The sequence below is a fragment of the Streptomyces sp. NPDC058000 genome, from assembly GCF_042886435.1.
Classification (GTDB): Bacteria; Actinomycetota; Actinomycetes; order Streptomycetales; family Streptomycetaceae; genus Streptomyces.
Genome location: NZ_JBHVQS010000009.1, coordinates 62,278 through 75,652, shown reverse-complemented (window position 1 = coordinate 75,652; position 13,375 = coordinate 62,278). Strand labels below are relative to the sequence as shown.

12 protein-coding genes are annotated in these 13,375 nt (G+C 69.5%); 6 read left to right on the top strand and 6 right to left on the bottom strand.

Annotation, left to right across the window (positions count from 1 at the left end):
* Positions 1 to 239 precede the first annotated feature (239 nt).
* Both ACFVT2_RS12120 and ACFVT2_RS12115 read left to right on the top strand, forming a co-directional pair.
* Positions 240 to 872 (top strand): TetR/AcrR family transcriptional regulator, encoded by a 633-nt coding sequence (locus tag ACFVT2_RS12120; RefSeq protein WP_390015626.1) that lies wholly within the window; start codon positions 240 to 242, stop codon positions 870 to 872.
* Entirely contained in the window at positions 869 to 2,401 is a 1,533-nt protein-coding gene (locus ACFVT2_RS12115; protein ID WP_390015624.1) for an MFS transporter, read from the top strand. Before ACFVT2_RS12120 ends, ACFVT2_RS12115 begins: the two co-directional genes overlap by 4 nt.
* Before the next feature lie 45 nt (positions 2,402 to 2,446).
* Here the strand turns inward: ACFVT2_RS12115 and ACFVT2_RS12110 are convergent, their stop codons facing one another.
* From ACFVT2_RS12110 to ACFVT2_RS12100, 3 genes are all read right to left on the bottom strand, one after another.
* Positions 2,447 to 2,881 (bottom strand): hypothetical protein, encoded by a 435-nt coding sequence (locus ACFVT2_RS12110; RefSeq protein ID WP_390015621.1) that lies wholly within the window; start codon positions 2,879 to 2,881, stop codon positions 2,447 to 2,449.
* Between the two features lie 59 nt (positions 2,882 to 2,940).
* The gene (locus ACFVT2_RS12105; RefSeq protein ID WP_390015618.1) at positions 2,941 to 3,774 is read right to left on the bottom strand and encodes a heavy metal-binding domain-containing protein; all 834 of its coding nucleotides are present in this window, start codon (positions 3,772 to 3,774) and stop codon (positions 2,941 to 2,943) included.
* 69 nt (positions 3,775 to 3,843) lie between these two features.
* A complete protein-coding gene (locus ACFVT2_RS12100) occupies positions 3,844 to 4,782 on the bottom strand; it encodes a heavy metal-binding domain-containing protein (protein WP_390015616.1) in 939 nt (312 codons plus the stop codon).
* Between the two features lie 283 nt (positions 4,783 to 5,065).
* Between ACFVT2_RS12100 and ACFVT2_RS12095 the strand changes: the two genes are divergently transcribed.
* Positions 5,066 to 5,806, top strand: a complete 741-nt coding sequence (locus ACFVT2_RS12095; RefSeq protein WP_390015613.1) for an SOS response-associated peptidase — start codon at positions 5,066 to 5,068, stop codon at positions 5,804 to 5,806.
* Positions 5,807 to 5,891: 85 nt separating this feature from the next.
* Here the strand turns inward: ACFVT2_RS12095 and ACFVT2_RS12090 are convergent, their stop codons facing one another.
* Positions 5,892 to 7,064: an FAD-dependent oxidoreductase gene (locus ACFVT2_RS12090; RefSeq protein ID WP_390015610.1), complete on the bottom strand. Its 1,173-nt coding sequence runs from the start codon at positions 7,062 to 7,064 to the stop codon at positions 5,892 to 5,894.
* Positions 7,065 to 7,284: 220 nt separating this feature from the next.
* Positions 7,285 to 8,172: a LysR family transcriptional regulator gene (locus tag ACFVT2_RS12085; RefSeq protein ID WP_390015608.1), complete on the bottom strand. Its 888-nt coding sequence runs from the start codon at positions 8,170 to 8,172 to the stop codon at positions 7,285 to 7,287.
* Between the two features lie 132 nt (positions 8,173 to 8,304).
* Here ACFVT2_RS12085 and ACFVT2_RS12080 point away from each other — a divergent pair, with 132 nt between their 5' ends.
* On the top strand, positions 8,305 to 8,706 hold the full coding sequence (locus ACFVT2_RS12080; protein ID WP_390015605.1) for a carboxymuconolactone decarboxylase family protein: 402 nt from the start codon (positions 8,305 to 8,307) through the stop codon (positions 8,704 to 8,706).
* A gap of 174 nt (positions 8,707 to 8,880) precedes the next feature.
* On the opposite strand, the gene ACFVT2_RS12075 is transcribed toward ACFVT2_RS12080, so the two are convergent.
* Positions 8,881 to 9,651 carry a hypothetical protein gene (locus tag ACFVT2_RS12075; RefSeq protein ID WP_390015603.1) on the bottom strand — a complete coding sequence of 257 codons (771 nt, stop codon included), beginning with the start codon at positions 9,649 to 9,651 and terminating at the stop codon, positions 8,881 to 8,883.
* A gap of 1,080 nt (positions 9,652 to 10,731) precedes the next feature.
* Between ACFVT2_RS12075 and ACFVT2_RS12070 the strand changes: the two genes are divergently transcribed.
* Positions 10,732 to 11,721 carry a phosphatidylserine/phosphatidylglycerophosphate/cardiolipin synthase family protein gene (locus ACFVT2_RS12070; RefSeq protein WP_390015600.1) on the top strand — a complete coding sequence of 330 codons (990 nt, stop codon included), beginning with the start codon at positions 10,732 to 10,734 and terminating at the stop codon, positions 11,719 to 11,721.
* A 490-nt stretch (positions 11,722 to 12,211) separates the two neighbouring features.
* Positions 12,212 to 13,354 (top strand): PP2C family protein-serine/threonine phosphatase, encoded by a 1,143-nt coding sequence (locus tag ACFVT2_RS12065; RefSeq protein ID WP_390015597.1) that lies wholly within the window; start codon positions 12,212 to 12,214, stop codon positions 13,352 to 13,354.
* Positions 13,355 to 13,375: the final 21 nt, after the last annotated feature.

Genomic DNA, 13,375 nt, shown 5'->3' with positions numbered 1-13,375 from the left:
TCGGCAGTGCGCAGCGCACCCGGGGCGGACGCCCCTTCCGCGGCTCCGGCCGGGCCGAGCCGTACGCGCGGGCGTGGGCGCGGGCGGTGACCAAGTAATGCACGCGACTCCTCGCTGGGGTGCGGCGACGAGCAACTCCACGACGCGCGCGATAAGCGCCGAACCGCCCACCCCCGCGCGGCAGACACTTCCCACCTCTCGCGATAGACACTGTCTACCCCTCGTGGTAGACAGTGTCTATGGAATCCGAATCCGACTCCCTACGCGAGCGCTTGGTCGACGTCGGCGTGGAACTGGTGACCGCCCAGGGGAGCGCCGCGCTCGGACTGCGGGAGATCGCCCGCAGGGCCGGCGTCTCGCACGGGGCGCCGCGCCGGTACTTTCCCACCCACCACTCGCTGCTCAGCGCCATCGCCCGACGCGGCTACGCCGAACTACAGGCCCGGTTCGACGCCGCCGTCCAAGGTCCGGCCACACCGCGCGAACGGCTGGCAGCCCTCGCGACGGCCTATGTGACCTTCGCCGTCGAGAACCGCGGCATGTTCGAGCTGATGTTCCGTCACGACCTGCTCGACAGTGCGGGGCAGGCAACAGACCAGCCTCAACTGCGGGAAACGACACTGCCGTTGTTCCGGGGGCTCGTCGCGTTGGTCGCCCGGCACCAGGCACACGATGCCGTCGACCGCGTCGGCGAAGGCAGTGAGCCTGCCGTGATCACCGCCGCGCTGTGGTCGAACGTGCACGGCATCGCCCAGCTGTGGACGTGGGGCAGCCTCCCGCTGATGCTGGACGCCCCACCAAGGGACCCGGACCGCCTCGCCGAGCTCGTCGGCGCGGCACTGGACGCGCACCTCGGGCCGGCCCCACGATGACCGCCCCCGCACGCCCCCGTCTCGCGCTGGCAGCCAGCGTCGCCGGGGCATGTGTCGTCGCGTTGGACGGCACCGTGCTGATGACTGCGCAACCCCGTCTGAAGCGCGAGTTGGCGGCGAGCATGACGCAGGTTCAGTGGGCCAGCACCGCCTACCTGGTTGCGGTCGCCGCACTCCTCGTCGTCGCCGGACGCCTGGGCGACCGCTACGGACACCAACGCACGCTCATCACCGGGTTACTGGGCTTCGCGGCGGCCTCGGCGGGCATTGCCGTCGCCCCCTCCATCGGATGGGTGATCGGCCTGCGCGCCCTCCAGGGCACCTTCGCCGCGCTGCTCCAGCCGGCCACGCTCGCGCTGCTGCGCATGACCTACCCGGCGGACCGGCTCGCCCGGCCGGTAGCCGTCCGTACCGCCGCCATCGGCCTCGCCTCGGCGCTCGGCCCGGTCCTCGGAGGGGCTCTCGTAGCGCAGTTGGGCTGGCGCTCGGTGTTCCTGGTGAACGTCCCCCTCGCGCTCGGCACCGTCGCGCTGTGCCGCGCGGCGCGCATCCCGCCCGTCACACGCCGAAGGGAGGAGGGGCAGTTGGACCTGACGGGTGCGGTGCTGCTCGCGCTGGCGCTCGCCGCGTTGGTCGCGACGCTCACCGAGGGCCCCTCCCGCGGTTGGACGGCCCCGTCCACCCTGCTGGGCTGCACCGCGACCGCGAGCGTCGCCGTCGCGGTGGTGCTCCACGAACGGCGCGCAGGCCATCCGATCGTGCCCCGCGCGGTGACCCGGTCCAGGACCGTGGTCGCCTCCACCACGGTGCTGCTGCTCACGGCGGCGGGAGTCTTCGGCACCCTGTTCGCGGCCACCTTCTACTTCCAGGGCCAACTGGGTCTCGATCCCCTCGCCAGCGGCCTCCGCGCGCTCCCGCTCACCGGGGCCATGCTCGTGGGTGCCCCTCTCGCGGGCGCCGCGTTGAGCCGCATCGGGGCGCGCCGCACCACCGTGGTCGGTGTGTTCCTGACAGCGCTCGGTATCGCCGTCCTCTCCGCCCTGAGTCCCTCCAGCGGGTGGGTGGGCCCGGTGGGCTTCACCTCCATCGGGGCCGGCTTCGCGGCCGTCATGGTCACCGCCACCAGTACCACCGTCGGCGACGCCCCCGCGCACTACGCCGGAGCCGTCGGTGGCCTCAAACAGACCGCCAACAACATCGGTTCCACGCTCGGCATCGCGATGGTCGCCGGCGTCGTGCCACCCGCAGTGGCTGCCGCTGGTACGCATCAGACGGACGCAGTGGCCGCCGTGGCCGCAGTGGGGATGCCCATGCTCATCATGGCTGCTCTCACGGGCGCGGCTCTCCTGCCCGCGCTCCTCCTGCCTTCCCCCCTGCCTTCCCCCCTGCCTGCCCTCTTGCCTTCGCAGCAGCCCGCGCCTGCGGGGGCGGGCGAGCCACCGGTGAAGCCCGCCTGGACACGGCATTCCCCCGGGGCCGCTCACGCTGGTGCCCGCGACGCACCGCAGCCGGGAAAGCATGAACGTTGAGGGCCGGACACCGCGTTGCAGGCCCGACCGAACGAGTGCCTGGGGTCAGCCGCCGAGGAGCAGCCTCTCCAACGCTGCCCGGGCCCGGGCGTCGGACTCGGCGCGGGCGGCGATGGCCTCCGCCAGCTCCCGCACCCACTCGTCCAGGGCCACCGGGCGCCGGGACAGGATCACACCCCGCACCTCCTTGCAGACTTCGCCGCTCGGCCGGCCGCCGGAGAGGTTGAGCACCAGCCGCTGCTCGCCCAGCGAGACGTCCAGCCGGGCCACCCTGCCTTCCCGGCCGGCCAGCCGGTCGGCCATGCCGCGCTTGCGCTCGACCGCCACCGATCCCGGCGGCAGCGCGTCCGCCAGCGTCCCGGTGAGCACCTGGGCGTACACCTCAAGATCGGCGGCGTCCCGGCGCAGTGCGGCGGCGAGGAGTTCGACGGAGGCGGGATCGTCGCCGGGCTCGGACGGCACGGGGTGGTGGGAGGACATCGGCGTGGCGGCCTTTCGTTGCGGTCCGGGGGCATCAGAGGTGCGTGCTTGAGCGTGCTTCAGCCGTCCAGGCTCAGCACCATCGTCGGACGCTCGATGACATGGTCGTCGCGCAGCGGCCGCACGGCCGTGCCGATGGCGAAGAACTCCGTGGTGTGCCCGCCCCAGCGGTGGTTGTGCGAGTTGAGCTGGACGCCGACGATGCCCTCTGCGTGCAGTTCCTCCGCCTCCCGCTGCATCCGCTCCATGGCCAGCTCCCGCGCGTCGTACAGGGCCTGGGTGAACGGTTCGATCTCCACGTTCTTGCCGATGTTGGAGAACATCGAACCGATCTTCTGGTGGGCGATGTGGTAGACGCAGGTGCCCATCACCATGCCCAGCGGGGCGTACCCGGCACGGACCAGGGTCCAGAAGTCCTGTCCGCTCAGGTCCGAGGTGAACGGCGCTCCCTTGGCGTTGCGCCAGCTGCCGTTGCCGCCGGGCGCGGGCGCGTCGGCCTTGACCGCGGTGCCGATGGCGATGAACTCGGCGATGTCGCTGCCGAACTCCCGTGCCTCGACCGAGAGCCGTACGCCCACGATGCCGTCCGCACCGAGCTGCGCCGCCTCGGCCTCCATCCGCGTCATGGCCAGCTCCCGGGCGTGGTACATGGCCTGGCTCAACGTGGTGAGCTCTTGGTTCTTCCCCCAGCGGCCCAGCTGGATGCCCACGTGGTAGATGGAACTGCCCAGTACGAGGCCGAGAGGGCGGAACCCCGCCTCGCGCACGAGCAGGAACTCGTTGACCGACAGGTCACTGGTGAAGAGCGACCCCGGCTTGCCCGGCTGGAGATCGGCCAGCCGCCGCATGGCATCGGCCGGTACGCCCTGGGCTGTCGGGTCGGTGGCGGTCATGAGCGGTTCCCCTCGTGGAAGTGCCTGGTGATGACGGACGGGCGGTGATGGGCTGCATGCAGCGGTACGTCACGTGGAACGCGCACGGCGCCGGTTGGGATCCAACGACATCATGGTCAGCGTGCGCGGCGGCTCCTGGCGCACGGTGAACCCGGCCACCGCGGTGCCGACCAAGGTGGCCTCGGCGACATGGTCCTTCTGGTCGGAGTCGTTGTTGCCGCTGCGCGCTCTGACGCAGCTCTCCTCCCATATCCGCAGCCGACTGTCGCCCAGCACCACGCCGTCCGCTCCGGTGTGCCACGCCTGCTCGCCGATCCGTTCGCGAGCGTCATGGCGGGTCGCCGCGACCAGATTGCTCCAGCCGGTGACCTCCTGATTGCCGGCCCCGATCCAGTTCTGCCGCCGTGTCGTCCAGTCATCGTGGCGGGTGCCGATGGCGAGCCCCACCAGAAGCTCGACCGGCACCCAGCCCGCGGCGATCAGCTTGGCGAAACCCTGACCGTCCAGATGCGTGGTGAACGGACGCTTCGGCCGCACCTCCCCCTGGGCCCGTACGGCGGTGCCTATCACCTGGAATTCGAAGCAGTTCGGAGAGGACGGGAACGGCGCCATGGTGAGGTCGGCGGCGACCACGCCGTCGCCGCCCAGTACGGTGCACTCCGCCGTCATCCGCGCGAGCGCCGCATGCCGGGCCGCCAGCAGCACATCGACCAGCGACTTGGAGGCGGCGCCCTGTCCGGAGACGGCGACCGGTGCGGGCTCCGCGCCGCGCCCGGACCAACGGGCGGACCGGTAGCCGCAGTCGTAGTAGCGCCGGGAGATCCCGCTGCCGGCCACGTGGTACACGGCCGTGCCCAGGACCTGCCCGACCGGTTCGAAGCCCACGGATCTGATCGCGGCGAACTCGCCCGTCGACAGTGCCGAGGACCAGGTGCCCCGCCGCCGTGCCTCGGCCGTACGCGCCGCCGCCACCGGCGGCAGCCCTCCTGCGATCCACTCCCCGCTCATGGACACCCACCCCACTCCGTTCCCCCGGGACGAGCCCCGTTCCTCCCGGGACGGGCCCTGTCAAAACGAGTCTAGGGCGCGGGTCTGACAGCAGGGGGTGGGGGGAGGGAAGAACTCCCCCCAGGCCGCCGTAAGCAGCCGGCGGACCGGGCACCGGCCGCCGGCCGACCCTGCACCTGCGGCGATTGCCTTTACGAAGTCCTCGGCGGTCGACGTTCCCCACGTTGCCCTACGGGCGAAGAGTCGTCCGCGCCAAACGCCTTGTGCATGGCAAGGTGAGGCCATGTGCGGTCGATTCGTTGCCACCCGCAACCCACAGGACCTGACCGGCCTCTTCCACATCACCCAGTGGGATCCGGCGGACATCATCGCTCCGAGTTGGAACGTGGCGCCGACCGATGAAGTGTGGACCGTGCTGGAGCGCCTGGATCGCGATACGGGGGCTGTGGAGCGGCAGTTGCGGGCGCTGCGGTGGGGGTTGGTGCCGTCCTGGGCGAAGAGCCTGAGCGTCGGCTCGAAGATGATCAATGCACGGGTGGAGACGGTGCACGAGAAGCCGGCCTACCGCCGCGCATTCGCCAAGCGGCGCTGTGTGCTGCCGGCGGACGGCTTCTACGAGTGGCAGGCCATCCCGGCCCACGAGGGGGCGAAGCCTCGGAAGCAGCCGTACTTCATCAGCCCCGAGGACGGGCAGGTGATGGCGCTGGCGGGCCTGTACGAGTTCTGGCGCGACCCCGGCGTGGCGTCGGACGACGATCCTGCGGCGTGGTGGGCGACCTGCACCATCATCACCACCGAGGCCACCGACGCCGCCGGCCGCATCCACCCCCGTATGCCCCTGGCCATCGCGCCGGACCACTACGACGCCTGGCTGGACCCCGCGCACCACGACAGCGACGAACTCCGGGCCCTGCTGACCACTCCCGCGAACGGGAACCTCAACACCCGGGCCGTCGGCGCCGCGGTCAACAACGTCCGCAACAACGGCCCTCACCTGCTCGACCCACCCCTCCCCGCGGGCTGACAGCCTCGCCGAGTGACGACGCCGCCATCCCGCACGGCGCCACCACCGGCCTCATCGGGCCGACCGGCCCGTCGCCCGGGCACCCTCAGTCCGCGCTGCCGGACACGGTGCGCAGATCGATGTCCCATGCCAGTTGAGGGACCAGGGTGTCGTCACCGGGGCGCTGGGGGGAGGGTCCCCGGCCGGTGCGCGGCGGGGTGCGGGTGCCGCGGGAGATCTGCCCGCTGACGGTGGTGTTGTGCTCCACGCGTGGGCGGCGGTGCGCCTCGTAGAGAGAGAATGCGCTGTCCAGGTCGGGCGTGTCCCGCAGGGACTTGGCGAGGATGACGGCGTCCTCCAACGCCATCGAGGCGCCCTGGCCCGTCGCTGGGGATGCCGCGTGTGCGGCGTCACCGATGATCAGCGTCCGGCCGGAGCGCCAGGGGGTGCCGGCCGGTAGTTCGGTGGCGTTGGTGGCCATGATGTCGTCGGTGGAGGCCGCGACGATGTCCGCCGCGGGGGTGGCGTCCTTGCCCAGCAACTGGACGAGTTGCTCGCGCCAGCGGGAGGGCGTGGGGTGCGCGAACTCGTCGGCGGAGATGACCCGACCGCTGACGCGGGCGAACCAGTAGGTCTCCCGGTCCGGCGAAAGGGCGTAGCCGAAGGCGGCGGTGCTGCCCCGCACCATGGTGATGTGGCCCGTGTCCTCCGCCACCGGGGTGCTGCGTGTGTAGCCGTAGAAGACGCACTGTCCCGCGTAGACGGGCTCGGTGCCGGGGGCGATCGATCGCCGGATGGTCGAGTTCAGGCCGTCCGCGCCGATGAGTAGATCGCCGGTCGCGACGCTGCCGTCGGCGAAACGCGCGGTCACCTGATCCGGGCCGTCCTCAACGGACACCAACCGCGTTCCGTGCGTGAACCTGATGCCCCGGCGGATCGCCTCGGCCTGCAACGCGGCGTTCAACTCGCCCCGGCGCAGGCACCGGTACCGCAGGAGTACGTCGTCGGCCTCTCCCAGCGGCACGTGCGCCGCCTCGTTGCCCTGGTCGTCGAGGACCCGCATCGAGCGCAACGGGAAGCCGATCGCGGTGACCGCATCCGAGGCGTCGAGCTGCGCCAAGGCGCGCATACCGTTGCTCGCCAAGGTCAGGAACGCCCCGATGTCCTCGGCCGTGTCGGGGTGCGCCTCGTGCACGGTGACGTCGAATCCTGCCTTGTGCAGGGCCATCGCGGTCGCCGTACCGGCGATCCCGCCGCCAATGACCACTATGCGTGTCACGTTCCACTCCACTCTTCCGGGCAGATCCCCTCAGGCGTTCAGGTCAATGATGGCCCTTGGCCGACTGGGACTGCCCCGGTGCGTGGGGCGAGGGCCGGTCCGTCCGCCGCGAAGTCGACGAAGGTCACTGAAAGGTCACTGAACTGCGGCACGTGACGTACTTCCGGGACATACTCCGGGGTCGTGTTCCGGGGTCGTGTTCCGGCTGAGCGACTACGTGTCACGTACTGCCCAGAGCGTCGGTGAGGACGCTGCGGAGCCGCTCGATGAGCGGGTTGGTGTCGTCGGCCCGCCAGACCAGGTGCAGGGTGGTCGAGGTATCGGCCAGTGGCCGGGGGGTCACGCCGACGCGGCGCAGTGCACGGTGCGAGTCGGCGAGCACCGCGGCGCCGAACTTGGCCGCGACCAGGGCCAGGAGGGTCTGCACGCTGCGTCCCTCTGCGCTGATCCGCGGCACGATGCCGGCGCCGTGGCAGAGCGCGATGATCTCGTCGTAGGACCGGGGCGATACCTCCCGGGGCCAGATGACCAGGGGGATCTGGCCCAGTGCCGCGAGCGGGGCGGGTTCGGAGGGGTAGGCCAGCGGATGGCCGGCGGGTAGGAACAGGGTGAGCGGTTCACGCCACCAGACCTGGGTGGACAGCCGGGCATCGCGCATCGGGAGGCGTTGGACCGCGAGGTCGAAACGGCCCTCCAGCACACCGGTCGACATCTCGGCGTCGTTGAAACTCTCCTCCAGTTGGAGGTCCACGCGGGGAAGCTCACGCCGCACCCGGCTCAGCGCGCCACCGAGCGGCCCGTTGATGCCCGAACCGGCGAAGGTCACGGTCAGTCGTCCGGTCATCCCCTGCGCGGCCAGCCGCACATCGTTCAGCGCGGCCTCCGCCTCGGCGAGCACGGTGACCGCACGCCGCACCAGCACCTGTCCGGCCTGCGTCGGCGTCAGCCCGCGTCCTTCTCTGATGAACAGCTTGACGCCCAACTGCCGTTCCATTTCGCGCAGTTGGCGGCTGAGTGTGGGCTGCGTCAGATGCAGCCGTCGCGCCGCGCCGCTGATGCTGCCCTCTTCCGCGATCGCGACCACATAGCCGAGTAGCCGTAGCTCCATCCATACCTCCCAGGCATGGGAAGTATAGCCAGTAATGCCCACAGAGCAGATTCGGACGGCTTTCAGGCCAGGCTGGAGACATCGCACCGGCCGACCGGAGCGACGACGACCACCTGGCCCTGAGGAGAATCCATGAACCGCGAAGAGCGCTACGCGTACGGCATGAAGGTGCTGGAGCAGGTTGACGGCGAAGCGGGACAACGCATCGTCGACTCACTCGCAGACACTTCGCCGGAGTTGGGCCACCAGGTGGTGGCGTGGGCATTCGGCGACATGTACTCCCGGCCCGAACTTGCCCCTCGTGAACGGCAGTTGGTCACCTTGGGGGTCCTCTCCGCCCTCGGGGGCTGCGAAATCGAGCTTGACGTTCACATCAACGCGGCACTCAACGTTGGCCTCACCCCTACCGAGATCACCGAGGCCCTGCTGCACTCTGCCGTCTACTGCGGTATGCCACGGTCGATCAACGCCACGCTCGTCGCCAAGAAGGTCTTCGCCGAGCGCGGCCTGCTCCCCCTCACCAACCTCGGCTGACCCTCCCGACGTCGGCGTCGACCAGCTGGACGCGGAGAGTGCCGCCGGGCGGACGCCTGCGGCACTCCGCTCGACACGGCAACCGTCCGAGGAACCCTCCCGGGGCGTGGACCAGGGAGCGATCCACGGGTTTACCGGGTTTCCGGGTCTACCGGGTTTACCGGGCTTCCGGGTCTAGTTGTCGACGTACTTGCGCAACACGGCCTGGTAGTCGGCGAATTCCGGCTCGGTGTGGAGCTTGTCGGTGCCCCTCTTGAGGTAGACCATCCCCGGGCAGTTGGGCTTCCCGGAGCCGCGCAACTGCTCGCTGCCGACCTGCTTGCCCGTCCTGGCCTCGTACACGGTGACGTCGTACACGCCGCGGTACAGCTTGATGGTGTCCGTGGTGAACTTGCAGTCGGTCAGGAACTCGCCCTCGTCGGGAGAGTCCAGGCAGGCGATGAGCTGGACCCGGTGCGGGTCAAGGGTGTTTCCGCTCCAGTAGTCCGCCGTGCCGGAGGTCGGGAAGACCTGGCGGGAGGAGCCGGACTCGCTGATGCTGAACATCGCGATCGGATGCGGGCCCGCGCCGGTGTGGTCGGCCGCCTGCGGGAAGTACTTGCGGGCGATGCCGGCGCCGCAGCCGGTCTCGAAGTCGGAGACGCGACTGAGCGCCTTGTCGTTGGCCTTCGGCTGGAACATCACCCAGTAGACGCCGTAGCCGACCGCCATCACCATGACCAGCGCGGTCGCCCGCCGGAGCAGCGTCCGCTGCCTGCGCTGTTGCGGCGGCAGGTGCTGCGCGCCGCCGGCCTTGCCCCGGCTCGCCACGGCGTACCCGAGGTAGATGACCGGGGCGGCCGCCACCACGGCGAACAGGACGCCCACGAACGGATTGCCGCCCTTGAAGGCGATCACCGAGAAGATCACGGCGATGCCGATGAGCAGGACCATCAGCTTGGCCATGAACACACCTTTCCTTGGGGACCCGTAGCGAGCCCAAACTAGCGACGACGAGCGCGTTCGCCTCGACGTTTCGGCATCAAGGTCGTGACAGGTACGCAACGACTCTGCGCCTCCTGCTGCGCCTGACGGCCGGCCCGGACCGAGCCCGGCCGAGCCAAAGCCCGGCCCGGACCAGGTCGCGTGCCTTACTGCCGCCCGCCATCTGCCATTTGCGGTCTGCGGTCTGCGGTCTGCGGTCTGCTTCCGACCACCTACCGCCTACCGCCTGCTGCCTACCGCCGCTGAGCGGTCAGCTCAGCGCGCCTGTCGTCCGCCTGTGGGATCTGACGCCGAAGAGTTCGGCTGCGCCTCGACCGACGCTTGCGCGGCGGCCTCTTCTCGGGCGGCCCGCCGCCTGCGTGCGGCCACGCTCAGGGCACCCACCAGGGCAATAAGCCCGGCGGTTATGGCCCCAGAAACCAGCTTGTGCAACAGATCGTCCATCGGGGCCCCGTTCACTCATTACGTGCGCGCACCCATGGATACGCGTCGAGGACGCGGATGCGCGACTGGTTGTTGGATGTGGTTTCCCAAGCCTCGTGGGAGGCGCTGAAATGCCGATGAAGTCTCGGTGAAGCGCGAACGGGGAGGCTCCGCCGGCGTGGACGGGGACCCATCCCGACGGCTTCGGCTTGCGGTGCTCGGGACGACGGCTTCGACGGCGAGCAGGCGACAGAACCAGAAACCGTTTCGGGGAGGGCCATTGACACTGGCGCCCACCTCGACGCCGTACGCCACGACCGCGCTCAAGGGACTTGGTGCATTCCGTTCTGCGGCGATCGGCCTCGTCGGCAAACGATCGTGGACCGCCCCTGGATTGGCGATAGGCCGGACCCTCGCACCAAGCACTATCACCGAGGTCAAGCGATCTTTAACTGTCCGGATTTTTGTGTGAGTTGATTGGCATTCGAGTGGAGTGACGCTTTGCACAACGCTGCCCTTCTGTTCACTCAACTGGGCTTCAGCGCGCTTCGGGGCTGTGTCTTACTGGGGTGCGCTACGCGCGTTGCGTGGTTCCCCCACTACGTCAGGAGAGTCCCGGTGAGCCCCACCCGCCGTCTCGTACCCGCCCTGGCCGCAGGCGCCTTGGCCGTCGTAGGTGCCCTCGTTCCCGCCACCGCCCACGCCAAAAGCACCCTCTCCCTGGTGATCCTTCCGGACCAGAAGGAAGGCGCGATCTACGACTTCGTCAATTCCGCGAAGAAGTCGGTCGACGTGACGATCTATGAGTTGCGCGACACCACCCTCGTCAACGCCCTGGTGAAGAAGCAAAAGGCGGGCGTGAAGGTCCGTGTGGTCTTCGACTCCCAGCACTCCGCCATCGACGGCGCCGCCTACAAGGCGCTGTCCGCGGCCGGCGCCGGGGTGACGTACTCCTCCTCGGCGTACGTGTACACCCACCAGAAGACCATCACCGTCGACGGCACCACGTCGTACATCAGCACCGGAAACTTCGACACGAAATACTATTCGACCTCGCGTGACTACGGCGTCTTCGACTCCGACAAAGCCGATGTCACGGCAATCGAGAAGGTCTTCAACGCCGACTACGCGAAGACCTCCGTCACCCCGTCCGACGGCACCGACCTGGTCTGGTCGCCCACCGACTCGCAAAGCCATCTGCTGGCCCTGGTCAAGGGGGCTAAGCACACCCTCGATATCCAGCAGGAGGAGTTCGGTGACTCCGCGCTGGTGAATGCGGTCGTCGCGGACGCCAAGCGCGGCGTCACCGTGCGCGTCGTCGCGGAGAACCAGTCCTCGAAGTACAGCAAGCAGCTGAAGAAAGTCACCGCTGCCGGCGGCAAGGTGACCACCTACACAAGCTCCACGGGCTTCTACATCCACGCCAAAGCGATCGTCGCCGACTACGGTACGTCCGCCGCGAAGGTGTTCGCCGGCTCGGAGAACTTCTCCGACAACTCCCTCAACCACAACCGCGAACTCGGCCTCATCGTCGGCGATTCCGCGGTCATCAATGGCATCGAAAAGGCATTCAACGCCGACTTCCAGAAGAGCTCCGGCACAGCCTGACGCATGCCCCCTTGCCGGCCGCGTGCCCCTCCCCGGCCGGCAGGGGCAGGCACTCCCGCATGCGGCCGCCGCCTGACGATGGCGTTGTCGTGACGATGACGATGACGTCGTCGTGCGGGAGGGCGGCCGGGACCGTACTGCCTCCGTCACGGAGATCGGGCCGTGCCGCACCCGCCGCCATCCCGCAATGACCATTGCGGCACTGCCCCGCACGGACGACCCCACTCCACTCCACTTCACTTCACATCACCGAGATCGTCTACGACCGGCATGCCGATCCTGGTCGGTTCACCCACGCCACGGTCCGCGCCTCCTCCCCCACTCTCCCTCTCTCCCCCTCTCCCCTCTCCCCTCTCCTCCGCTACCGCACGTACCCATACGGTGATGCCGCACGTACCCCCACGCTCGTTCCACGACTGGCAGCCACCATCCGGCCCGAGGATGCTTGAGGTGTGGGAGAGCGCGACAGAGCGGGAGCGGGAGCGGGGACGTGAGGGCGCCGAGCGCGGCGCGCGGCACCCTCGGACGCTGGTGTCTGCGCCACCTTCAGCTGCTCCCCGTCGTCCTGCTCGTCGGGGGTGCCCTCGTCGACTACTTCACTCCTCCGCATGTGAGTGCGGAAGCCTTCTACACGGCCGCGCCGATGACGGCTGCCGCCCTGCTGTCACTGCGTGCGACCGTCCTGGCGGGCATCGGAGCCTGTGTCACCGATATCGCGCTGCTCACGCACTTCGGCCTAATAGGGGATTCCGGTGGGTGGAGCGAGCTGGCTGCGGTCGTAACCGTCTCGGCCCTTGCCGTCGTCGTCAATCGCCTCATGCACTACAGCTACCTGCGGTTGCAGTCTGCCCGCAGAATCGCCCTCGCCGCCCAGCGCGCCGTACTGCCGCAGCCACCGGCCTCGATCGGGCCGCTCAGGATCGCGGTGCGCTACCAGGCAGCTGTGAAGGACGCACAGATCGGTGGCGACTTGTACAGCGCGCAGGACACTCCGTACGGCGTGCGCTGCCTGGTGGGCGATGTACGGGGCAAGGGCCTGGACGCGGTCAAGGTGGTGGCCGTGGCCATGGGGGCGTTCCGGGAGGCCGCCGAGGAGGAACCCACGCTCGTCGGGGTCGCAGCCAGGCTGGAGCGGGCACTGCTGCGGGAGCGGGCGCGGCGGTCGGGGCCCGAGCGTACCGAGGGTTTCGTGACCAGCGTTCTCGTCGAGATCCCGCCCTGCGACGATGAACTGCGGCTGCTCAACCGAGGCCACCCGGCGCCGCTGCTGCTGCACGCCGGCCAGGTGCACAGCGCGGAACCGTCCGAGCCGGCCCTTCCCCTGGGACTGGCGGAGCTCGGCGCCGACCAGGACCGGACCGACACGGTGCCCTTCCCTTCAGGGGCCACTCTCCTGCTGTACACCGATGGTTTGAACGAGGCGCGGAACCGTGCCGGGGACTTCTACGACCCCGTAGCCGGGCTGACCGGGGTCGAGTTTTCCGAACCGGATGCGCTGCTCGACGTCCTTCTCACCGAGGTGAACCGCCACACCGCTGGCCGCATCACCGATGACCTGGCGCTGCTCGCGGTCACCCGCACACCGGCCGCACCGCGGGACGGGGCTCACGGGTTCGCACGGCATCAACGGTGACCGCCGCGTTGTGAAGGGCTC

Coding starts and splice junctions, on each gene's coding strand:
- ACFVT2_RS12115 (WP_390015624.1), top strand. CDS start 869: ATGACCGCCCCCGCACGCCCCCGTCTCGCGCTGGCAGCCAGCGTCGCC.
- ACFVT2_RS12100 (WP_390015616.1), bottom strand. CDS start 4,782: ATGAGCGGGGAGTGGATCGCAGGAGGGCTGCCGCCGGTGGCGGCGGCG.
- ACFVT2_RS12120 (WP_390015626.1), top strand. CDS start 240: ATGGAATCCGAATCCGACTCCCTACGCGAGCGCTTGGTCGACGTCGGC.
- ACFVT2_RS12095 (WP_390015613.1), top strand. CDS start 5,066: ATGTGCGGTCGATTCGTTGCCACCCGCAACCCACAGGACCTGACCGGC.
- ACFVT2_RS12075 (WP_390015603.1), bottom strand. CDS start 9,651: ATGGCCAAGCTGATGGTCCTGCTCATCGGCATCGCCGTGATCTTCTCG.
- ACFVT2_RS12085 (WP_390015608.1), bottom strand. CDS start 8,172: ATGGAGCTACGGCTACTCGGCTATGTGGTCGCGATCGCGGAAGAGGGC.
- ACFVT2_RS12080 (WP_390015605.1), top strand. CDS start 8,305: ATGAACCGCGAAGAGCGCTACGCGTACGGCATGAAGGTGCTGGAGCAG.
- ACFVT2_RS12110 (WP_390015621.1), bottom strand. CDS start 2,881: ATGTCCTCCCACCACCCCGTGCCGTCCGAGCCCGGCGACGATCCCGCC.
- ACFVT2_RS12105 (WP_390015618.1), bottom strand. CDS start 3,774: ATGACCGCCACCGACCCGACAGCCCAGGGCGTACCGGCCGATGCCATG.